The organism is Nostoc sp. PCC 9305 (assembly GCF_963920915.1).
Taxonomy (GTDB): Bacteria; Cyanobacteriota; Cyanobacteriia; order Cyanobacteriales; family Nostocaceae; genus Nostoc.
On sequence record NZ_CAWUDN010000015.1, the window covers coordinates 19,343 to 42,241 of the forward strand.

Annotated in this window: 18 protein-coding genes and 1 pseudogene; 13 read left to right on the top strand and 6 right to left on the bottom strand. The window is 42.2% G+C overall.

All coding sequences use genetic code 11. The features are described from left to right. Positions 1-18 precede the first annotated feature (18 nt). Genes ACM0OX_RS08085 through cutA form a run of 3 tightly spaced genes read left to right on the top strand, consistent with a single transcriptional unit; the run spans position 19 to position 2,232 of the window. Positions 19-870, top strand: coding sequence for a hypothetical protein (locus tag ACM0OX_RS08085; protein ID WP_104908316.1), 852 nt, complete (start codon positions 19-21; stop codon positions 868-870). Between the two features lie 22 nt (positions 871-892). Continuing rightward, on the top strand, positions 893-1,894 hold the full coding sequence (locus ACM0OX_RS08090) for a transposase (RefSeq protein ID WP_414514426.1): 1,002 nt from the start codon (positions 893-895) through the stop codon (positions 1,892-1,894). A gap of 5 nt (positions 1,895-1,899) precedes the next feature. After that, positions 1,900-2,232, top strand: a complete 333-nt coding sequence (gene cutA, locus ACM0OX_RS08095) for a divalent-cation tolerance protein CutA (RefSeq protein ID WP_414514427.1) — start codon at positions 1,900-1,902, stop codon at positions 2,230-2,232. A 49-nt stretch (positions 2,233-2,281) separates the two neighbouring features. Here the strand turns inward: cutA and ACM0OX_RS08100 are convergent, their stop codons facing one another. Next, on the bottom strand, positions 2,282-3,223 hold the full coding sequence (locus ACM0OX_RS08100) for an ADP-ribosylglycohydrolase family protein (protein WP_414514428.1): 942 nt from the start codon (positions 3,221-3,223) through the stop codon (positions 2,282-2,284). A gap of 87 nt (positions 3,224-3,310) precedes the next feature. After that, the gene (locus ACM0OX_RS08105) at positions 3,311-4,252 is read right to left on the bottom strand and encodes an ADP-ribosylglycohydrolase family protein (RefSeq protein WP_414514429.1); all 942 of its coding nucleotides are present in this window, start codon (positions 4,250-4,252) and stop codon (positions 3,311-3,313) included. Positions 4,253-4,646: 394 nt separating this feature from the next. Between ACM0OX_RS08105 and ACM0OX_RS08110 the strand changes: the two genes are divergently transcribed. The 5 genes from ACM0OX_RS08110 to ACM0OX_RS08130 all read left to right on the top strand — a co-directional run bounded on the left by ACM0OX_RS08110 (position 4,647) and on the right by ACM0OX_RS08130 (position 11,672). Continuing rightward, on the top strand, positions 4,647-5,186 hold the full coding sequence (locus ACM0OX_RS08110; RefSeq protein ID WP_414514430.1) for a hypothetical protein: 540 nt from the start codon (positions 4,647-4,649) through the stop codon (positions 5,184-5,186). Positions 5,187-5,425: 239 nt separating this feature from the next. Further along, positions 5,426-7,342 (top strand): sulfite reductase, ferredoxin dependent, encoded by a 1,917-nt coding sequence (gene sir / locus ACM0OX_RS08115; protein ID WP_414514431.1) that lies wholly within the window; start codon positions 5,426-5,428, stop codon positions 7,340-7,342. Between the two features lie 88 nt (positions 7,343-7,430). Then, complete coding sequence (locus tag ACM0OX_RS08120) at positions 7,431-8,138, top strand: 16S rRNA (uracil(1498)-N(3))-methyltransferase (protein ID WP_414514474.1); 708 nt, start codon at positions 7,431-7,433, stop codon at positions 8,136-8,138. A gap of 64 nt (positions 8,139-8,202) precedes the next feature. Beyond that, positions 8,203-9,267, top strand: coding sequence for a tetratricopeptide repeat protein (locus tag ACM0OX_RS08125; protein ID WP_414514432.1), 1,065 nt, complete (start codon positions 8,203-8,205; stop codon positions 9,265-9,267). A gap of 86 nt (positions 9,268-9,353) precedes the next feature. Next, on the top strand, positions 9,354-11,672 hold the full coding sequence (locus ACM0OX_RS08130) for a VIT domain-containing protein (RefSeq protein WP_414514433.1): 2,319 nt from the start codon (positions 9,354-9,356) through the stop codon (positions 11,670-11,672). A 34-nt stretch (positions 11,673-11,706) separates the two neighbouring features. On the opposite strand, the gene ACM0OX_RS08135 is transcribed toward ACM0OX_RS08130, so the two are convergent. After that, positions 11,707-12,270, bottom strand: coding sequence for a hypothetical protein (locus tag ACM0OX_RS08135; protein ID WP_334836775.1), 564 nt, complete (start codon positions 12,268-12,270; stop codon positions 11,707-11,709). 491 nt (positions 12,271-12,761) lie between these two features. Between ACM0OX_RS08135 and ACM0OX_RS08140 the strand changes: the two genes are divergently transcribed. After that, complete coding sequence (locus tag ACM0OX_RS08140; RefSeq protein WP_414514434.1) at positions 12,762-13,397, top strand: esterase/lipase family protein; 636 nt, start codon at positions 12,762-12,764, stop codon at positions 13,395-13,397. Between the two features lie 72 nt (positions 13,398-13,469). On the opposite strand, the gene ACM0OX_RS08145 is transcribed toward ACM0OX_RS08140, so the two are convergent. Further along, positions 13,470-13,901: a VOC family protein gene (locus ACM0OX_RS08145; RefSeq protein ID WP_414514435.1), complete on the bottom strand. Its 432-nt coding sequence runs from the start codon at positions 13,899-13,901 to the stop codon at positions 13,470-13,472. 436 nt (positions 13,902-14,337) lie between these two features. Here ACM0OX_RS08145 and ACM0OX_RS08150 point away from each other — a divergent pair, with 436 nt between their 5' ends. The 3 genes from ACM0OX_RS08150 (at position 14,338) to ACM0OX_RS08160 (ending at position 18,938) form a co-directional block, all read left to right on the top strand. After that, on the top strand, positions 14,338-15,159 hold the full coding sequence (locus ACM0OX_RS08150; protein ID WP_414514436.1) for a DUF92 domain-containing protein: 822 nt from the start codon (positions 14,338-14,340) through the stop codon (positions 15,157-15,159). A gap of 345 nt (positions 15,160-15,504) precedes the next feature. Continuing rightward, entirely contained in the window at positions 15,505-16,287 is a 783-nt protein-coding gene (locus ACM0OX_RS08155) for a peptidylprolyl isomerase (RefSeq protein ID WP_099102542.1), read from the top strand. Further along, complete coding sequence (locus ACM0OX_RS08160) at positions 16,236-18,938, top strand: type I secretion system permease/ATPase (RefSeq protein WP_414514437.1); 2,703 nt, start codon at positions 16,236-16,238, stop codon at positions 18,936-18,938. Before ACM0OX_RS08155 ends, ACM0OX_RS08160 begins: the two co-directional genes overlap by 52 nt. A gap of 27 nt (positions 18,939-18,965) precedes the next feature. Here the strand turns inward: ACM0OX_RS08160 and ACM0OX_RS08165 are convergent, their stop codons facing one another. Further along, positions 18,966-19,154 (bottom strand): hypothetical protein, encoded by a 189-nt coding sequence (locus ACM0OX_RS08165; protein WP_414514438.1) that lies wholly within the window; start codon positions 19,152-19,154, stop codon positions 18,966-18,968. Between the two features lie 245 nt (positions 19,155-19,399). Here ACM0OX_RS08165 and ACM0OX_RS08170 point away from each other — a divergent pair. Then, a pseudogene (locus tag ACM0OX_RS08170) lies at positions 19,400-20,558 on the top strand (S8 family peptidase); the annotation flags it as partial. A gap of 820 nt (positions 20,559-21,378) precedes the next feature. Here ACM0OX_RS08170 and ACM0OX_RS08175 read toward each other — a convergent pair. Next, entirely contained in the window at positions 21,379-22,887 is a 1,509-nt protein-coding gene (locus ACM0OX_RS08175; protein WP_414514439.1) for an HlyD family efflux transporter periplasmic adaptor subunit, read from the bottom strand. Positions 22,888-22,899: the final 12 nt, after the last annotated feature.

The following is a 22,899-nucleotide window of genomic DNA, read 5'->3' on the forward strand; positions in this document are numbered from 1 at the left end:
TACATAAGTCTTGCTCCTATGAATAACTCTTACGAGAATTCGTTCCTTTCTAAATCAATTTTCACTACTCAGAACATTGTCTTAGCTAATATTGGCTGGGCCGTACTGGCACTGTTATACTTTTTGTTGTTTAGTGCCAAAGTTCCTGGAGCCGATGGCATAGAAAGCCGGGCCGAGTGGTATGTGATTGGTACAAATATTTTTGAAGCTTTAGCTTATTTGGGTGCCAGTATCTTATGCTTGAGGAACTGGCTGAGTCCGCAAATCGTCAGTGGCCGGAATGTTTGGCTCTTAATTGGGCTAGGTATGCTTTCCTATTTCGTTGGGGGGATAATTTTCGGCTATACCGAAATAGTTTTAAAAGATGAACCGGATGTGTCTGTAGGCGATATATTTTTTGTACTGACTTATCTATTACTTGGCGCAGGCATGATTTTAGCTGTGGCTTCCAGGCGAATCAATCTGGAAAAATGGCAGTGGCTAATTGTATTAGCAATTGCAGTGTTCGGTAGTTTGTTGGCATGGTGGATTTCTATGCAACAGGAAACACCCTCAGAACTGCTAGTCGCTATTTTGAATTGGTTTTACGTAGTTAGCGATGTAGTTTTGTTAATTATTGCTACCACTCTGCTACTAGCCTTTTGGGGGGGAAGAGTTTCCCAGTCTTGGCGAATGATTGCGGCGGCCGCCTTTTCGCTCTACATTGCAGATATGTGGTTTAAATACGCCCAAGGCCCCAATTATCAAAGTGGGGAGATATTAGAAGTGTTTTGGGTGTTTAGTGGAGTGTTATTTGGCATGGGCGCTGTCTTAGAATATGACGCATCACTAAGACGAACGCGGCGTACCAGCGGACGGAAACGAGCTTAAGTAAGGATTTTTGGTATCTACCGTGAGAAAATTAACAGACTCTGACAAGCAAGAAATTCTGAAGTTATATCGAGAGACTGCCGAAACAACCTCAACTTTGGCAGACCGCTATGGTGTGAGTAACTCGACAATTAGTCGCCTACTCAAAAGCACTTTGCCAGAGGATGAGTATGAATACTTAGTCTCTTTAAAGCGGGCTGCGAGAACTCCTGAGGGAAGGGCACAGGTAAGCTACGAGCAGTTACCGCTGCTGAGTCAACCAGAGCCGGACATAGAAGTTCCACCTAGTGAAAGCCAACCCTTGGAATTGCCAAAGGTTGAGCCACAGCCACGTAAGATAATTCGTGTAGAGCAGGAACTGTACTCAGAGGAAACGGCGGAGTCAATCGCCGCTAGTAGACGGGTGCGGCGACGCCCCTCGGCTGCGGAAAAACCCAAACTCCGAGTTACAGAGAAATTAGAAACTCCAGAGCCAAAACCGCCGGAGATAGTCAGCATTCCTATCCCACCGCTCAAGAATGAACATCCAGGAGCGGCCGTCATTGCGCACATGCTGGGCGAAGATTTGCTCGACGAATCAGAGGATTTAGAGGATTTAGAAGATGATGATTTAGAGGATGACGACTTTGAGGAAGAAGACTTTGATGACGATGACCTGGATGACCAAAGACCTTTAGTCACAAAACGCAGACCAGGTGAAGCATCAGTTGAAGTTTTACCACTGTCGATAGCCAATTTGCCCAAAACTTGCTATTTGGTAATTGACCGTTCCTCAGAATTAATTACCCGTCCTCTGAAGGACTTTGGTGACTTGGGACAAATTCCCAGCCTGGAAACCCAGCAAAGAACTCTGCCGGTGTTTGATAACCATCGCGTCGCCAAGCGTTTTTCTACCAAGCGCGATCGCGTGATTAAGGTTCCAGATAGTAAAATGCTCCATAAGGCTCGTACTCATTTGGAAGCTAAGGGCATCACACGATTGCTAATTGATGGTCAGGTCTATTCCTTGTCTACGACGGTTTAGAGGTCATGGAGACACCTGCTGACTATGGTGTGGTATTGGTGACAGCTGGCAACATACAGGAGGCAGAAGCAATTGCAAATGCCCTTGTGGAAGCTAAACTCGCTGCTTGTGTGAGTCTATTACCAATCCACTCAATTTACACTTGGCAAGGAGAACTGCATAAAGAGCAAGAATGGCAATTACTGATTAAAACTGATTTGGCGCAATTTCCGGCAATGGAGGCCAAAATTAAGGAACTGCACTCCTATGAAGTGCCAGAAATTATTGCTTTACCAATTGTTGCCAGTTCTCAAGCCTACTTGCAGTGGATTTCTCAGCAAGTTAAAAGTAAAGAGTGAAGATTTAAGATTTTCATAACTCCTCACTCTTTACTCTCAACTACTGACTTTAAGCGTAAACAGCTGCTTCAAAACGAGTTGCCAAGTTAATAATGTCCTGCTTACGAGCAATCTGGTTGAGCCATTTTTGAGGAATATTTTCCACTCCGTAATAAATTCCGGCCAACCCACCAGTGACAGCAGCGGTGGTATCTGTATCTCCGCCTAAGTTGACAGCTTTCAGTACCGCTTCAGAATAAGACGAGCTATTTAATAAACACCATAAGGATGATTCTAAGGTATCAATCACATAGCCACCAGAATTAATCTCTTCTACTGGTATCTTGGCAATCTCACCACTGAAAACTCTGCCAAAATGCGGCTTCTCTAACAAAAATTCCCGCACAGAATAAATTGTTTGAATATCTTGCAATCCTTGTAAATAAGCTGTTTGGGGGTCAGCTCCTTCCAAGAGCGCCACTGCAATACTAATATAAATGCCACAGGCTATTTGAGAACGGAGATGAGCGTGGGTAATGGAAGAAACTTGATGTACCCGTGCAATCAATTCATCCAGAGATAAACTTTTGTGACAATAAGCCATCGGCAAGATTCTCATCAAAGAACCATTGCCATTACTATTCTCACTACTACCACCTGCTTTCACGGGTGGAGTTCCTTGTTTCCAGTTCACAATTGCTAAAAATGTGGTGTTACCGATATCAAATACTTCGCCTTGAGCAGTCCAATAACTTTCGTGATACCAGCGCCAGAAGGAATTAGCAATCGCATCCAGCGAAAATCCCTCACAAAGACATTCTGCCAAACAAAAGGTCAGCGAACTATCATCTGACCACGTACCAGCAGGAACATCCCAAGTTCCATAACCCAGCATCGATGTGACTGGAGATTTTACTCGTTCAGCGCGGCTGGTGAACTCCACTGGTACACCCAATGCATCACCAACACATAAACCCATCAAACCAGACAACGTTTTTGCAGCGGTTAGCATTGTTCAACCAGTATGAAACTTTTCTACCACTGATTTTACTTGCGAAAAGCCGCTGTTTAAATACTTGGTATAATTTTTAACTAAAAACTAACTGTAAACAGCCCTTGCAAAACGCTCTGCCAAGTAGATAATGTCCTGTCTACGAGCAATTTGGTTCATCCATTGTTTAGGAATATTTTCTACGCCGTAGTAAATTCCCGCTAATCCACCAGTGACGGCTGCGGTAGTATCGGTATCTCCGCCTAAGTTGACAGCTTTCAGTACCGCTTCAGAATAAGACGAGCTATTCAATAAACACCACAGAGATGACTCCAAGGTATCAATCACATAGCCACCAGAATTAATCTCTTCTACTGGTATCTTGGCAATCTCACCACTAAAAACTCTGCCAAAATGCGGCTTCTCTAACAGAAATTCTCGCACAGAATAAATTGTTTGGATATCTTGTAATCCTTGTAAATAAGCTGTTTGCAGGTCAGCCCCTTCCAAGAGCGCCACTGCAATACTAATATAAATCCCACAGGCCATTTGCGATCGCGCATGAGCATGGGTAATCGCGGAAACATCATGCACCCGCGCCAGCAATTCGCCTAAAGTGAAGTTTCTATGACAATAAGCCATTGGCAAGATTCTCATCAACGAACCATTGCCATTACTATTTTCAACCTTACCACCTGCCTGATGGGGAACAACTCCCTGCTTGAGCCGCATAATTGCTGTGTGGGTAGTTTGACCAATATCAAAGACATCGCCACGGGGAGTCCAGTAAGCCTCCTTGTACCAGCGCCAGAAGGAATTGGCTATAGCATCCAACGAATACCCCCTGCAAAGGCACTCTGCCAAGCAAAAGCTTAAGGAACTATCATCTGACCAAGTTCCTGGTGGTTGATTCCATGTGCCATAACCCAACATCGTTGTTACTGGAGATTTTACTCGTTCAGCGCGACTAGTAAACTCTACTGGCACACCCAACGCATCACCGACACATAAACCCATCAAACCAGACAACGTTTTTGCAGCGGTTAGCATTATTCAATCTCCACGAGAATTGCTCAAAATTAACTTTATAGATTTCCTCTATAGCTTGTTGCAACAGATGTTACAGCCTACTTTTTCATCATCTTTGAAAAGCTCGGCAAAAATTATTAATCGGGTATTTTATTTACCATATCCCGACTTAGTTTTAGTTCCAAATATTGTGACAGTTTTAAAAGCGTCTATCAGGGGAACAAACAGCCAGAATTGAAAGACATTGAGATGTAATTATAACAGCTTATTTTTCAATTGAAGGGATAGTTGTACTGTAAGCTTTATGCATTAATAACAACAGTCATTTAATAAAAGCTGGGAATCATTTGGAACATTGTCACTTTATTTTCGACTTGGAATATACAAGTAAAAAATACAAAATTTGGTAAAAATTATGAAACGCTTACTCAAGTCTTTCGTGACAATTTCTGCATTGTCTTCCTTAATAGTTTCTCCTTTTGTCCTATCAGCTGGTCAAGCTTCTGCTGAAACTAAAAAGGGTACTGATGCTAGTTATGTTGGTGCTGGTGTTGCAGCTGGCGTTACCAGTGGCGGACAAGGTATCAACGATGATGCCACATTTGGTGGTAATGTCACAGGTCGCGTGAAATTAGGAACTACGCCGTTTTCTGCACGCGGTAATGTCCTCTGGAGTGATAAAACAAGTGCCATAATTCCAGAACTTTCTGTGGATGTGCCTATTGCTAATAGAACTAACGCCTATTTAACTGGTGGTTATTCTTTTGTAGAGAAAGATGGCTCACCAACTCCTATAGGTAACAAAGATTCTGTAGTTGTAGGTGCTGGCGTTGAATCGGAAGTTGCTAATAACTTCCTCGTCTACACTAATGCCAAAGTCGGACTTGGTGCTTATCAAAATAGCGATGCTTCTGCTGTTAGCATCAATGGTGGTATTGGTTATCGCTTCAAATAAAAGATTATTGAGTCCTCAGTCAGTTTATACTTTACTTAGTACTTAGGACTCAGCACTTCTTTACTCACTACTCCAAAAAGCTGGTTTTGTTAAGTATTACATCACTGACAAAGCCAGCTTTTGCCGTGATAAAATTAAAATATTCCTCATTATTCCGGCCGGATTACCGGGGATCAAGTAGTCGAAGGGTGCTGATTCGGCGTCTACTAATGCTTTATTGAGAATACTATACAAGTCTAATGGTTAAATCTGCTCCTTCCCCCATCGCTAGCCGCAAGCCTTCCAAAGTAGAAGGGATCAAGGAAAATAGTAATTTTTTGCGTGAACCTGTAGCAACTGAGATCCTTCAAGACACTACCCATTTTACTGAAAATGCGGTACAGCTTTTGAAGTTTCACGGTTCTTACCAGCAGGATAACCGTGACAACCGCACCAAGGGACAGGAAAAAGATTACCAGTTTATGCTGCGGACAAAAAATCCGGGTGGTTTAGTACCGCCGCAGCTGTATCTGGCTTTAGATAAAATCGCTGATGAGTATGGCAACCACACGTTACGAGCAACTACCCGTCAAGGTTTCCAACTGCACGGTATTTTAAAGAAAAATCTTAAATCAGCAATTGCCACCATTGTCAACAACCTGGGTTCAACTTTAGGAGCTTGCGGCGACATTAATCGAAATGTGATGGCACCACCAGCCCCCTTTAAGAATCGTCCAGAGTATCAGTATGCTTGGGACTATGCCCAGAATATTGCTGATTTGTTGTCAGCACAAACGGGTGCTTATTACGAAATTTGGTTAGATGGGGAAAAAGCAATTAGTGCTGAAGAAGACCCAGAGGTGAAAGCAGCACGACAGAGAAATGGGAATGGCACAATTATCCATGACAACGAAGAACCGATTTATGGCACGCACTATATGCCGCGCAAGTTCAAAATTTGCGTGACTGTGCCAGGGGATAATTCAGTAGATTTGTATTCCCAAGACTTGACGTTGGTAGTAATTACCAATAAAAAGAAACAATTGGAAGGATTTAATATTTTTGCTGGTGGTGGTTTAGGTAGAACCCACGGTAAAGAAGAAACTTTCGCTAGGTTAGCAGACCCCATCGGTTATGTGGCGAAAGATGACGTTTACGACATAGTGAAAGCGATTGTTGCTACCCAGAGAGATTATGGCGATCGCACCGACCGTCGTCATGCCAGATTAAAATATTTAATCAACGATTGGGGCGTAGATAAATTCCGCACCCAAGTTGAAGAATATTTTGGTAAAGCAATTGAAGCCTTCAAACCACTGCCAGAGTTTAAATTTCACGACTTCCTCGGCTGGAATGAACAAGGTGATGGCAAGCTATTCTTAGGAATTTCCATTGACAATGGTCGAGTCAAAGATGAAGGTTCGTTGCAACTGAAAACTGCTTTGCGGGAAATTGTTGAACAGTTCAACTTACACATCCGCCTGACAGCCAACCACAATCTGATTTTTTACGATATCGAACCAGGTAGCAAGGAAGCTATTCAAGACATTCTCAGTCGTTACGGGGTCGGAGACGACCCTAGTAAAATCGAACCTTTAGTGCGGTATGCAATGGCTTGCCCGGCTTTACCCACTTGCGGCTTGGCAATCACAGAATCAGAACGCGCAATACCGAGTATTTTGGAGCGGATTCGCGCTCTGTTGGATAAACTAGGTTTACAAAAAGAACATTTTGTGGTAAGGATGACAGGATGCCCCAATGGCTGCGCTCGTCCTTACTTGGCAGAATTGGCTTTTGTCGGTAGCGCTCCAGAATCTTACCAGCTATGGTTAGGAGGTTCGCCAAATCAGACTCGACTGGCACAACCTTACACAGAAAAGCTGCACCATAATGACTTGGAAACCTTTTTAGAGCCGATTTTTGTTTACTTTAAGAAATCTCGGAAATCAAAGGAAAGCTTTGGTGATTTTTGCGATCGCGTTGGTTTTGATGCCATCCGCGAATTTACTGCTAGCTACGAACCGCAAACAGCTAATGGTGCAAACAAATCGCGCCATCGGGTCAATTTGAAAGAAGAGGTTTATAGTAAGTTGAAGGAAGTAGCAGAAAGCCAAGGTAAGCCGATGACTCAGTTGGTGACTGAAGCGCTAGAGGTTTACTTCCAGAATCTTTCGTAAGCCGAATAGATAATTAAACCGTGAATGGACACAGATGGATTTATCTGTGTCCATCTTTGATTTGATATTCTTGAAATTTCCAAATCCCATGTCTCAACTGCAAAGAATTGCGATCGCACCCTCCCAACTCCAACAAGGACAAATTTTACTTACAAAAGAACAACAGCATTATTTGGGGCGCGTGTTGCGCTTGCATGAAGGCGATCGCTTTATTGCAATGGATGGTAAGGGAAAATGGTGGTTAGCGCAGCTTGCAGGGGAACAAGCACAGGTTTTAGAAGCGCTTTTGGTAGAAACAGAATTACCTGTATCAATTACGCTGATGGTGGCGTTGCCCAAAGGCAATGGATTTGATGAAGTGGTGCGGTGTTGTACAGAGTTAGGAGTAACTTGTATTGCACCAGTATTGAGCGATCGCACTTTACTTCATCCTAGTCCTCAAAAGCTCGAACGCTGGCGGCGCATCGCTGCGGAAGCCGCCGAACAATCAGAGCGCTCATTCGTGCCGACAATTTTAGAACCTGTTGCTTTTAATACTGCCGTCACCGGAAATCAGACAAGTCACCGTTATATTTGTGAGGCTCGTGGAGAGTATCCTCATTTAAACAAAGTGCTGAGTAGCATCTCTGAGGAGATTGTCATTGCTACTGGGCCAGAAGGGGGATGGACAACACAAGAAATTGAGAATGCGATCGCATTTGGATTTCAGCCTGTTTCCCTTGGTCGCCGCATCCTGAGAGCAGTTACAGCCCCAGTAGTAGCATTATCCTTGATTTCCGCAGCTTGTGAAGTATAAATGATTTATAGCTCACGCAAAATTACTTTTGCGCGAGACATCACTCCAGCGTGTATTTAAAGTGATGATTGAGCAAGTTGCGATCGCCTTTGAGCATAAAGACTATCAAACAGCAGCTAAATTACTCAAACAGCTGCAAAAAGAATCACCCGAAAATCCTTGGGTACAATATTATCTCGGTCGGCTACATGAAGTATCTCAAAAGCGCCAAGATGCAGAAAAAATTTATCGGCAACTGCTGCGAGATACAAGGAACGCCAAAATAGTAACGCTCGCACGCCAAGGTTTGCGACGGCTACAAGAAATTGAACTAGAAGAAAGACAAAGAGCTATTTCCCAAGCAAAATCTGAACCAAATAACACCGAACTTGGCGTACTAGTTTTAGAGCCACTCAGTACCGAGATGAAAACAGAAGCGTCTCGAAAATTTGCCCAGATTATGCAGATAGACTCCTACACTGCACGATTAATACTGCCAAGTCGTGGCTGGAGGTTGTACCGCACTGGCCAAATAGGAGAACTAAAATTTTATGGGAAACAGCTACAGCAGGCTGGTATTCCTTGCTTTTGGGCAACGATAGCGCAAATTCAGCAAATTCAAGTTTATCAAGTCAAACATTTCCAAGTATCTACTCCACAAGCTACTGTTGTTTGCCGTAACGAGGTAAATCAACTTGGTTCTCTCGCTTTTGACTGGTCAGAAGTCACAGCAAGAGTAGTAGGACTTTTGCCCATTTTTGAACAAGTTATAGATGTTGATGCCCGCCGTAAACTGGAATGGAAAACCCAAACACAAGACTATGCTCAGTTTTGTGATTTACACATACCTGCTAGACGTTCTATTCTTCGACTTTATGATAACGGCTATGAATTTCAGCAAGGTTTAGAAATCATTCCCCAAGCTAGCCAAAATACAATCAGAATTAATTGGAATAGTTTATCAAGTTGGATTGACCAGCAACTACCTCAAGTCAAAATCTGGTCAGATTTCACGTCTTTTGCAGATACAACATTAGATCAAACAGAAATGTTGAGTCATATCAAGTCTCACATCGAGCTGTTTCGTAGGGAACAGACTAATTGGGATTCAGCTTTTCATTTGTATAGTGGACTGGTGTTTGTTAAATAATTCGTAATTCGTAATTCGTAATTCGTAATCAAGTTACTTATTACCTACTTTAAAAAGTAAGTTCACAAATCAAATAGGAGTGTTCTATGAATACAGTAAGTGCTAAAAATCAACAGCTAGGGGGTTTGTATGTTCAATCCCCTCAAGGAGAGCAACTAGTTTTTCCACTCAAGCATACAGAAGTTATCGCAAAAATTGCCGGTAATTTATCACGAGTTGATGTCATCCAAAGCTTTGAAAATCCCTTCACGCAGCCTTTAGAAGCAGTCTATATTTTTCCGTTACCTGATGAGGCGGCGGTGGATGACATGGAAATCAAAATAGGCGATCGCATCATCAAAGGTAATATAAAAAAACGTGAAGAAGCTGTAGCCATCTACGAAAAGGCAAAACAAGAAGGACGCACCGCCGGACTTCTAGAACAGGAACGAGACAACATTTTCACCCAATCTCTGGCTAACATCAAACCTGGCGAACAAATTGATGTCACAATTCGTTACACCGAAAGTTTAAAATTTGAGGCGGGAAACTACGAATTTGTTTTCCCGATGGTGGTGGGGCCAAGATATATTCCAGGAACGCCGATAGATGGTAGCGGTGATACAGACCAAATTCCTGATGCTTCTCGCATCACACCGCCTGTAGTCTCAGAAGGAACGCGCTCGCGTCACAATATTAATGTCACAGTCGAAATTTATGCAGGTTTGCCAATTTCCGAAGTGCGTTCTCCTTCCCATCAATTAAAAATTGAACACTCAGATCAAATTGTGCGGATTCAATTAGCTGGAGAAGATACAATTCCCAACAAAGATTTAATTCTCCGCTATCAAGTTTCTGGTAAAGAAACTCAATCCACAGTATTAAGCCAAGCCGACGATCGCGGTGGACATTTTGCAATATACCTGATTCCAGCTTTGGAATATTCCACTGATGAGATTGTCCCCAAAGATGTTGTATTTTTGGTGGATACTTCTGGTTCCCAATCTGGCGATCCGTTATGGAAGTGTCAAGAACTAATGCGGCGATTTATCAATGGCTTGAATCCCAACGATACTTTCACAATTATCGATTTTTCCGATAGAGTCAGACAGTTATCGCCAAAACCTCTGCCGAATACACCAGAAAATCGTGCCCAAGCGATCGCTTACATTAACAATTTACAAGCTGATGGCAGTACAGAAATGCTCAGTGGCATTCGTACAGCCATAAATTTCCCCACACCAGTCGGAAGATTACGCAGCGTTGTACTCTTAACTGATGGCTATATCGGCAACGAAAATGAGATTTTAGCAGAAGTACAACAGCATCTCCAACCAGGAAATCGCCTTTATAGTTTCGGTGCTGGTAGTTCAGTTAACCGTTTTTTACTGAATCGCATTGCCGAAATTGGCCGGGGAATATCTAGAATTATTCGTCATGATGAACCCACGGAAGAAGTTGCCGAAAAGTTTTACAGGCAAATTAACAATCCTGTACTCACAAATATTCAAATCTCTTGGCAGGGTGACACAGAATCGCCTGTGATTTACCCAAAGGTAGCGCCTGATTTATTTTGCGAACAACCATTAGTTTTATTTGGTCGCAAACAAGATAGAACTAGTGGAAATCTGCATATCTCCGGCATTGCTGCGGGCGGTAAGCACTATGAAAAAACGTTTCACCTGATATTTAAGGAAACAGGAAATCTTGCTGTAGCGCAGTTGTGGGGACGTGCTTGCATCAAAGATTTGATGAATCAAATGGTGAGCTTTGAAACTAAAGCTGGTATAGAAGCAGTTACAGAAACAGCCTTAACTTATCAACTGCTTTCTCAATACACCGCTTTTGTGGCTGTCAGTGATGACGTGCGAGTTGAACCAGGAAGCGAATACTTGTCTATGCAAGTCCCGATAGAAATGCCGGAAGCAGTTAGTTACCAAGGAGTGTTTGGCAATGCTCCGGCTGGTGGTTTTGCACCTCAAATGAAATTATCAACGTTATCAGCACCAGCTTCAGCAGAAGCTCCCGATGTTCTCTACAAAAGGCGATCGCCACAGTCTCCAGCAGTCAAAGAAGTTGAGATGTCTTTGAGCTTTGATTTAGAGGAGATGGAACAAGATGAAATATTAGACGCAGCCATCAACCATCAGTTAGAAGTCATCAGTGTTATTGGTTTGGATGACACAGAAATTGCTGACTTAACCCAACACCTTCAACAACTAAACTTTCCTTCCGGCTTCAGTGGTGAAATCGTCTTTGAGTTCACCGTCAAGAAAGGTCGCGTAGAAAGGGTCGTTTTGGATGAGGAAACCTCAATCCTAAAAGATCCAGTTGTAGTGGAGAAAATTAAGCGATCGCTCTTACTTTGGAGAGTTCCCCCATCTACAACTGGCAAAGTTATCTTAACCTTGCATCTTCACGCCTAATCTACAGAGACCGTAATTTTACGGTCTCTATGAATTATTTAGGTGTTTTAATCTGACGTGCCATGTCTAGATAAGCACTCATATTCGCTCCTGGACGACGACGACCATTAGAGCTAGTAGTCGAAGGAGCAAGATATTTTGGTGCAAAGGTTGTTTCAGTTGGCTGCTCTTTGAGTACTTTGGCTGCTGCGGCTTTTGCATTTTTGCCCGGTTCAACTTTAAGACCCTCAGCAGTCTGGACTAGTTGAACGTCGGCTGGTTTGGGATTTTTAGCTGATTTTTCCTTAGCCTTAGTCTTAGCCGCGGCAGTTTTTGTTCCGTTCAATGAATCTGGCTTAGATGGAGTTGGTGCTTCTGATGTAATCGTCTCTGCTACTTTCTTAGCATTCGATGCAACTGTGGATGTAACTGTCTCTGCTACTTTCTTAGCATTCGATGCTACCTCTTTAGCAGCATCTTTGGCAGCATCTTTAGCTTCGTCCAATTCTAAGAAGTAGCCGTTGCTTTTTTTCTTCCCTGGTAACAGTCCGGTAATGAAACCCAAAATCCCGCCAAGAAAACCCTGAATACCCGAAATTAACTTTTTGATAAAATCCATTACAATTACTCCTGCCTTTTACCTTTTATATTTGTAACTCGAACGTAATTGTTAAAAATTACGACAAAATGTTACATTATCTACTTGGTATCACCTCGCTCTGGTGACAACCCTTATAGGCTTGTGCTTAATTAACATTGTAGTAAAACCACAGGGCAAAATGTTCTATTGCAAGCATTTGCAACCTGCATACACCGAGAACTAATTATTAAATTTTACTGTAGCTAAGAGCAAGATTCTGAAAGCAAGCTTTACAAGAATTAACATTTCTTTGTTTGGTAAATACCCGATTGAAGTTAAACAAGCAGTTTACTCTCACCCAGTCAGAGGAGTGTCATAGGCTATTGGCAGACGAACAGATTAATTTGTAAAACTTTATACAAATTCTCTTTGGATCTGTTAAAGAATCCGAAAAGCAATAGCTTCAGTTTGTAGAGCAATAAGTGTCTACAAAAGTGAAATACACCCTTTAATTTAGTTAGATTTTGTAAATGAACATTGAAAATCAACAACGCAATCCCGTTTTGTTAATACACGGTATTGACGACACAGAGGCAGTTTTCCATAGAATGGCGGCTCAATTAAGACTAGAGGGTTGGTCTGTATATAGCCTGAATCTGGTTCCTAATAATGGTGATGTGGGTCTTGATGAATTGGCAAAACAAGTAGCCGATTATGTTACAGCGACCTTTGCGCCAGAACAACGCCTAGATTTAATCGGCTTTAGCATGGGAGGAATTGTCAGCCGTTACTATGTTCAGCGATTAGGAGGAATTAACCGCGTGCAGCGGTTTATTACCATCTCTTCGCCCCATCATGGAACTGTGGTAGCTTATGGTTCCCGCCGTCCTGGTTGCCTACAAATGCGCCCCGACAGCATTTTTCTCAAGGATTTAAATTCTGATGCTGTAATGTTGCGGCAGCTAGATTTTACGTCTATCTGGACACCTTATGATTTAATGATTGTCCCAGCAAATAGTTCACAAATGCCCGTAGGAAGCCAAGTAATAGTACCAGTTACTCTACACCCTTGGATGCTGACAGACTCCAGGAGTTTAGCGGCAGTCACAGCAGCTTTAGCAAAGCCTATTAAGCTACCCTTGCTGACTAAAAAATACACCGAGTAGCAGCTATAATTATTGCCGCGCTTGATTTATTCATCTTTAATTACGAATTACGAATTACGAATTACGAATTTTTTAAGTTCTATCCCCAATTTGCGTATGTTCGTAACTCCCAAAAATCGCCTCTGGGTAACGATAATACTTGAACTCCATGAGGTTATAAAAGGGATCTTCTAAAAAGAAAGTGCGATGCTCAAGAGGAGAACCGACAAAGCGATTTTTGGTTTCTTCACGAAAAGGTAGCTGTTGTTGTTGTGCCCTTTGTAGTAAGTCTTGCCAGTCGCGTTCTTGGGTAAAAATCAGCCCAAAGTGTCTGGGATAGATAGTTTGTTGCGGTATCAAACGTTCTTTGGTGACATGAGCCACTAATTGATGACCGTAGAGATTGAGTATCAGGGCATGGTGGTTTTCACGACCAGGAATGCAGCCCAAACCATCGACATAATATGCTTTTGTTTGGGCAATGTCAGTTACAGGGAAAGCTAGATGGAATAAAGTTTGGCTCATAGCTTATGTGAAAAATACTCGTAATTTATGCTATCTACAATTTATGCTATTAAGTTTTGATTGTGGTTAACTTGGACACAGTTTTTATTGACATTAACTTATATTCTTTATCCTTATTACTAAGATTGAGGACTGAGTAATACTTCCGCCACTGTACTCTGATGCTACGGAGAAAAGTCTACCTAACTCAAAAGAAGTTTTGCATAGAGTTAGGGTGGGGTAAACAAATATTTGATACATTACTACAGACTTTTCAAACAACCTCTAAGACATTATTGATGGTTTGACACTCAGCTTTCAGAATGATGCCTACGCAATTTAGTTAATAATACAAACATATTACTTTACCTAGAGAGGTTGCAAAAATAAAGCACTAAGCATCACAAATTCGTTATTCTGTTGATATTCAGACAAAATTACTCATGATTAATTGCTGATGTCATCCTCAATAGATTCTGTAAATCCCTGGTTAGTAGCAGTAGTATTAAACACAATTTTATTGGGTTTAGCTTGGATTGCTCCGAAAAAGCTACTTACCCCTACTGGATTATTCCACGCCTGGTTTTTGGCCATCTTAATTTGGGTAACTCTAGGCTGGCAAGGATATGCAGTAGTAATGTTCTATTTTTTGGTTGGTTCTGGCGTTACCCGCATCGGGATGGCGCAGAAAGAAGCAGAAGGAATTGCCGAAAAGCGTTCTGGGGCAAGAGGCCCAGAAAATGTCTGGGGTTCAGCTTTGACTGGGGCGCTGTGTGCCTTGGGAGTAGGAATAATAAATTCGGGATTCTTTGTACCTAATCCCCAGTCGCTAATCCCCAATACTTCGGCTTCGCTCAGTACAAGTCTCCAGTCCCTATTATTACTAGCCTATGTAGCGAGTTTCAGTACAAAGCTGGCTGACACCACTGCCAGCGAAGTCGGTAAAGCTTATGGTAAAAGCACCTTTTTGATTACCACACTCCAACCAGTACCTCGCGGCACAGAAGGAGCGGTAAGCTTGGAGGGAACTTTAGCTGGGATTGTAGCTTCTGTAGCGATCGCACTTGTGGGTTGGGGAGTTGGTTTAATCGATCTATTAGGAGTCGCTTGGTGTGTACTGGCAGCATTTATTGCCACCAACCTAGAAAGTGTGATTGGGGCAACACTGCAATCTAAGTATACTTGGCTGACCAATGAAGTAGTAAATATTTTTAATACATTAATTGGTGCGATCGCATCTGTGCTACTTGCTTGGACATGGATAACTTTCATTAACTAGGCTGACGAGAATAAACAATTACCATTACTCCTTTAAGTGGGGCATTTAGACCGTTACCAGTTCCAGATTCCCCACTCAGCACTCTTGAAAGGCATTGGTAAAAAATAACTATTTGCCTTACTACTGCGCCACCACTAATATTTTCAATCCTGATTTTGTCCCCACTAGACTGTAAAAGTGATCGTGGCAAATTATTTTATTTACTAGCTATATAATTTTTTGACCATTTAGATGTAATTAGTTCATTGAATCTTTATCATATTTATCCATGAATGACCAGATGATTTCTATATGATTTAATTTAAAAGTCCTATAAGTGTTTAACAATTTTCACATAATTAGTTCATGGAATCTTTATCATTTTTGACAATTAATGACCAAATAATTTCTATAGAGCAAGCAGTAAAGTACCTGCAAGCCTCTGGAAAATTGGGACAGTTCATTGGGGATATTCTCCGGCAGTACGTAATTGAGGAAGAAATCCGAACGCGAGATGATATTGAAATTGGTACCGCAATAACTGAACAGTCAATTATTGACTTTAGGCTGAAAAATCAACTCACTGACCCCCAAAGTTTTCAAGAATGGTTAAAGACAAATAACACAGATTACGCTACTTTTCACACATCGGTTGCTTTTGGTTACAAGTTAGAAAAGCTGAAAGCTGTAGTGACACAAACAAAACTCCCAGAATATTTTATTGAACGCAAGATTTTTTTAGATCGGGTAGTACTTTCCCGGATTGTTGTTGATAATCGAGAATTGGCAGACGAACTCCAAACCCAAATAGAAGAAGGAGGTAGTTTTGAGCAACTAGCCAAAGAGTATTCCCTTTCAGATGACCGAATTGTGAACGGCATGATGGGAATTGTCAGCCGAGGCAGTATGCCGGACATATTACGGGCAGCTATTGATGTCGCCAGTCCTGGACAATTGATAGGCCCAATAGAAATCGTTGGCAAAGACTCCCCTCAAGGAGAAGGACCTTATGGTTTGTTTCGAGTAGAACAATTTCTACCAGCGTCTTTAGAAGATACTCAACTACAGCAAGCACTACAAAATGAGTTGTTTGAAAAATGGCTAGCAGAGAAAATTCAAAAACTGACAGTCAAATTACAAGTGAGTTAAAAACTCTGGATAATGAATCTTTACGATTAAAAGTGCTAGCTTCTTTGCCTTGGAATCAGCCACCGCTATCCTGGCTGACTCCCGAACAACAATCGCGATTGGAAAATGAGTGCCAAACTCGCCAGTATCGTCTTGGAGAGAAAATCTGGTCAAACGATGTCGGTGGCTATCAATTTTTAATTGTGGCTGGGAAAGTCCGCTTGCGAGAAGAGGGCGTTGGCAAACCAATAGCCGCCCTAGATGCAGGGGATTGGTTTGGCGACTTCCAAAAGCTGTCTGCGGATTTTAAAGCTGTAGCTGCTAGTAAAGAGGTGGTAGTAGTTTGTTGGGAAACTGCGCTGTGGGCAGAATTTTCTCACCCACAAATTCAGGAATTTTGGCAAGCGTTACCAGTAGAGATGGAAGGACAAAGAGAGACATTTTCCTTCTCTAGCAGTCCTTCGGTAACTTCAGCCTCAGACGGGACTTCCAGCCCCCACAGCCTCCAACCCCAAAAAGGACTCCCAGCCGCCAATTTAATCGCTGCAATTTATCCCTTTGTTGCCAGTTGGAATACCGCTGCTGCGTGTTTAACAATGGTGGCGCAACAGTTAGAAAATTCTGTGCAACTGGAATGGGTGCAGCGTCAACTCAGAGGACAACGCCCAAAACAGGTTGTGGAAGCAGCAGAAAAGTTAGGGTTAGTGATGCGGCGGTTACAAGTGAGTTGGGGTGAGTTGCGACAGTTGTCATTTCCAGCTTTATTGCTGTGGAATTCTGACTCACCCCAGAGTCCATCCTGGGTGGTAGCTTATGGAGTTAAAGGCGATCGCTTAATTATCGCTAATCCTCTAAATCCCGAACGGACTTGTGAAAGCTTGCCGCAATCTATAGTTGAGGCGTCTTGGGATGGACAATTGTGGCAAGTAGAACTCATATCCCAGCAAGAAAAATTTAACCTCAGTTGGTTTACCCCAGCAGTTTGGAAGTATAAAGGATTGCTCGCGGAAGTATTGTTAGCATCTTTTACCTTGCAGCTTTTGGGGTTAACAACACCGTTAATTACCCAAGTCGTCATTGATAAAGTGATGGTGCAGGGGAGTTTGCCAACTCTCGATGTGATGGCGCTGGCACTTTTATGCGTAGCCATATTTGAGTCCATACTGGGTATTTTGCGCCTATTCATCTTTACCCATACAGCTCGTCGTCTGGATTTGAGTTTATCAGCGCAGCTATTTCGCCATCTAATGCGTCTGCCTTTGGCTTATTTTGAGTCGCGGCGCGTTGGAGACACAGTAGCAAGAGTCCAGGAACTCGAACAAATTCGTCAGTTTCTCACAGGTACAGCATTAACTGTGATTCTGGATAGCATCTTTGCTGTGGTGTACCTGGCATTGATGTTTTACTATAACGTCCCACTCACCTTTGTGGCTTTAGCAGTACTGCCGCTATTTGCCACATTAACGATAGTTGCAACACCAATTCTGCGTAACTGGCTCAACGAAACTTTTAACCGGAGTGCCGATAGTCAATCGTTTCTAGTAGAGACAATCACCGGAATCCACTCCGTTAAAGCCCACGCAGCCGAACCAGTAGCCCGCGATCGCTGGGAAGGCTTATTTGCCCGCTTCATTCGCACAGGTTTTAAAGCTTCTACCACCTCCAATATCAGCAGCAACATTGGTGATTTTCTCACCAATTTGTCCACCATGCTGATTCTCTGGTTTGGTGCCAAGTTAGTCATCGAACAAAAGCTCACAATTGGACAGCTTGTTGCATTTCAAATGTTGTCTGGTAGAGTTACAGGCCCGCTTTTGCGCTTAGTACAGTTGTGGCAAAACCTTCAACAAGTGCTACTTTCTGTAGATCGCATTGGTGATATTCTCAACGTCTCCCCAGAAGCTGAACTGGGAACTGGCTTAGTTTTGCCACCCCTGAAAGGACAAATCACCTTCGAGCAAGTATTTTTCCGCTACCGGCCCAACTTTGAAGCAATTCTGCGGGGAATCTCTTTCAGTGCTGAACCAGGGCAGTTTGTTGGCATTGTCGGACGTAGCGGTTCTGGGAAAAGTACCCTATCTAAGCTATTGCAACGCCTCTATCAAATTGAATCAGGACGCATCCTGATTGATGGTTTTGATATAAAAAGTGCCGATTTAGCCTCACTGCGGCAACAAGTTAGTGTAGTTCTCCAAGAAGACTTTTTATTTAACGGTTCTATTTTGGAAAATATCACTCTCGGTAGTCCCGACATTACCGCAGAGCAAGTTGTAGAGGCGGCAAGATTAGCCGTGGCACACGACTTCATTAGTCAATTACCATACGGTTACGAAACCAATGTTGGCGAACGCGGTACAGCTTTATCTGGTGGACAGAGACAACGCATTGCTCTGGCAAGGTTATTTCTTTCCCAAGCGCCGATTTTAGTTTTGGATGAAGCTACTAGTGCTTTGGATAGTGAAACTGAACAACAAGTACTGCAAAACCTGCAAAAAATCTCTGCCAACCGTACCGTGTTCCTGATTGCTCACCGCTTTGCTCCCCTCAAACGTGCCGACTTGATTTTGGTTTTGGAGCAAGGCGTGATTGCCGAACGTGGTACTCACTCACAATTGTTGCAACAAAAGGGTTTGTATTGGTCACTATATCAACGGCAGCAAGCAAACATTTAATAGATTTAACTAACTCAAAGCTTGTAGTTATATAAAAGATAAAGGTTTGCAAAGCGGCTTAAGGATAGCCTTTGGCGAATGGAACACAACTCCATTCGCCATTTTAATGTTGCTGATTTCAATAATTATCCTTGCTCCAGTCTGAGTAATATAAATATTTTTATAGCTAGCGATCGCAGCAGTTCTAAGAGTAACAAAATGAGTCGATAACGCCATGTTGCAATTTTTGCATTAGTCTTTATTAATACACCTCAAATATTTAATATTTACTCGATAAAGTTACCCTTAATAAAAACCGTAATTATCATAATGCTTTTTGGTAATAGAATTAGCATTTTGTTATTAGATTCCATAGTAATTATTGAGAATGAAGTTTTATTCACAGATTGAAATCTTTTTATTGTAAAGGTTTCAAGGCTTCAACCTGTCAAAAAACGGTTGCTATCTTTGAGAAAAAATTTATGCACATTGATGATGTCAATAACAATATATTATCAAATAAACAGCTAAATGCCACTTCAATTTCCTCATTAGATAGCTTTAATACGAAAGATAACTACACCCTCAACTTCAGCAGACGTAGTAGCTATAACTCAGCCAATGCTGATGTGCAGTTGCTAAATAACGATGAATCTAAAAATAGAAATAATGCTACTAATAATGCTTTTAGCACTCAAAATTATAACTCCACTAATGGCTATGGCTTGATTAATGGAGCAGCAGCAGTGGCTAGAGCTATTGGTCAGAATACTTTTGCTGATGTTCCCGATCTTGGTGGCAATAATTGGGGAGCAGACATGGTTAAAGCACCGGAAGTTTGGGCACAGGGATATACAGGTAAAGGCGTTGTTGTCGCTGTTGTAGATACTGGAGTTGACTACAACCACGAGGATTTAAAAAATAATATCTGGACAAATACCAAGGAAATTGCGGGTAACGGTATAGATGATGATGGTAATGGCTATATTGATGATAATTACGGCTGGAACTTCGCTGATAAAAACAACAACACCCTAGATGACAACGGTCATGGTACTCATGTTTCCGGCACGATCGCAGGAGAAAATAATAACTATGGTGTCACTGGTATTGCCTACGATGCCAAAATTATGCCTGTCAAAGCTTTAGATAGCTCTGGCTCTGGTTCCTATAGTTCCATATCTAAAGGTATTCGCTACGCTGTAGATAATGGAGCTAATGTGATTAACCTCAGTTTAGGAGGCGCATCTTCTAATCGCACTTTAGAGTCAGCCATTAACTATGCCAGCAGTAAAGGAGTAATTGTCGTCATGGCAGCAGGTAATGATGGTGACTCATCACCAGACTATCCCGCCCGCTATGCATCCAAGTCGGGAATTGCCGTTGGGGCAGTAGATAAAAATAATAATTTGGCCGACTTCTCTAACCGCTCTGGAACAAATCCAATCGCTTACGTCACAGCTCCAGGAGTCAAGGTTTATTCATCAGTTCCGAATAATCAGTATGCAACTTATAGCGGCACATCTATGGCTGCTCCCCACGTTGCTGGTATCGTTGCCCTGATGCTTAGTGCTAACTCCACCCTGACTGATGCCCAAGTACGTCAGATTGTCACAGAAACCGCAGGAAATAGTACACAAACTACAAGCTCTAGTCTGAAGATTTCTAATGTTAATTCTCTAGCGAGTCAAGTAATTGCACAAACCGCAGGAAATAACACACAAACTACAAGCTCTAGTTTTAAAATTTCTAATGTCAGTTCTCTAGCGAGTCAGGTGATTGCAGAAACCGCAGGAAATAACACACAAACTACAAACTCTAGTTTTAATAGTTCCAATGTTGGTTCACTAATCGGTCAGGGAATTATAGAAACCACAAGATATCTAACTCCAGAAAAGATCGCTAGTTTTAATAATTCCAGTTTTGGCTCTCTAATTGGTCAGGGAATTATAGAAACCACAAGATATCTAACTCCAGAAAAGATCGCTAGTTTTAATAATTCCAATTTTGGCTCTCTAATCGATCAGGGAGTTACAGAATATGCAATATATCTAACACCAGAAACGATCGCTAGTTGGAATAATTCTGATTTTAACCCTGTAATTGGTCAGGCAATTACAGAAACCACAAAATATCTGATATCAGCCGAAGGTAATAACATATCAACAAATCCAGAATTATGGTCACAATTTCAAAACTATGAGAAGATTCTGGGCAGTATCAATGTAAATAGCAATCAGGATGAGAATAATCCAGATTTTATCAAACTACTAGAGGGAATGCAAAAACAAATAGATCAGTATAGAAAATTTTTGGGTATAGCTTGAAAATTATAGAATAGAGATTTGCAGTTAAGTTCAATACTGCTCGGTTAAGAAAATTAACCTGCTCATCATTAGTGAATAAATGTAGGGGTTTAACAATGCTAAACCCTTACTTGTGGCTAATCTAACAGACTTTCCTACCTAACGGAAAATGCCTCATTGAACCGCCGTGTTACAGGTTCAGTGATGAATGTCAAAATTGACTTTTTACGAGTGACAATTTCACCTGTAGCAGCCATACCTGGTGTAAATTCTACTTCTTGACCTCGAACATTGACTGCGTGTTTATTTAGCTTAATTCTCGTCGGAAAAACTAAACCCAATTCTTTATCAGCAATTGCATTTGGACTGACTTGCATAACTTCGCCATCCACAATGCCAAATTCTTGGAAGGGAAAAGTCGCCATTTTCACTTTTGCCTTCATTCCCTGACGAATAAACCCAATATCGCGGTTGAGAACTTTTACCTCTAGAAGCATTTCTTCGCCTTCCGGCAAAATTGACAGCAATTCTTCACCCGATTGTACTGGCCCCTTGGTGGCTTTGACTTTATAAATTGTACCGGCTACGGGAGCCTCAATCGTTTCTAAAGCTTGTTGCTTCCTCGCCTGCTCTAATTGACCTTGAACAGTTGTTAGTTCTTCTTTACGCTTATTAAACTGCGTCAAAATTTCGCTTTGGCGTTCTGATGCTACACGCTGGGCCTGACTGCGTGCAGCGTTGTAAGCTTGTTCTGCTTGGCGAATTTCTTGGACTTGAGCAGCAATATCTTTTTCTAATGATGTGACTTTATCTTGAGCCTCTGTGATTCTATTCTGGGCGTTGATGACTTCATCTTGCGCTCTGGTGATTTCTGTCTTTGCACGAGTTAATCTTTCTTGGGCATCCAGATAATCGACACGAGGCACAGCGCCAGGAGTAATTAGAGTACGTAGGCTTTTTTCCCTTTCTTGAGCGAGGGCTAAATTACTTTCAATTTTAATTCGGATGCTATCTGCATTGACAAGGTTGGTTTGAGCATTCCCAAAGCTGCTTTTAGCATTAACTAAGTTATCTTGCAATCGACTCAAGCGGACTTTAGCTTGATCGATGAGTGCTATTTGACGATTTGCTTCTGCTTCCGCCGCTGCTTGACGCGCTCGGAAGTCTTGCAGGCGGGAGCTTAAAAGTTCATCTTGCACTTTCGTTCCAGTAGTTTTGCCTCCAACACGTTCTGCATCCAAACGCTGTAAATCGTCTTGAATCAATCTAGTAGATTTGGCTAGGCGGGAAACATCGGTTATTTGCAAGTCTGGATCTTTTTGAATCAGAACTTGACCTTTAGTAACGCGATCGCCTTCTTGCACTTTAACAGCGACAATTGACCCTCCACCCAAAGATGTCACCGGTCTTACCTGTGCGGAGGCAATTAATTCCCCCGGTGCTGTTGCTACTTCATCTATTTGCGAGAAGTACGCCCAGGCGATCGCTCCAAAGACGATGGCGCTCATCGTTCCCGCTAATAATCTAGTGTACAGGGGTGGCAATTCCTGTACCGCCTTCCCCAACTCATAAGTAAGTTGTTCCTCCGGTTTGGCGAATCGTTCTTTTGTCTGACGTGCTTGAGCAGCATTTACCATATATTTTTGTCCTTTGTCATTTGTCATTTGTCATTTGTC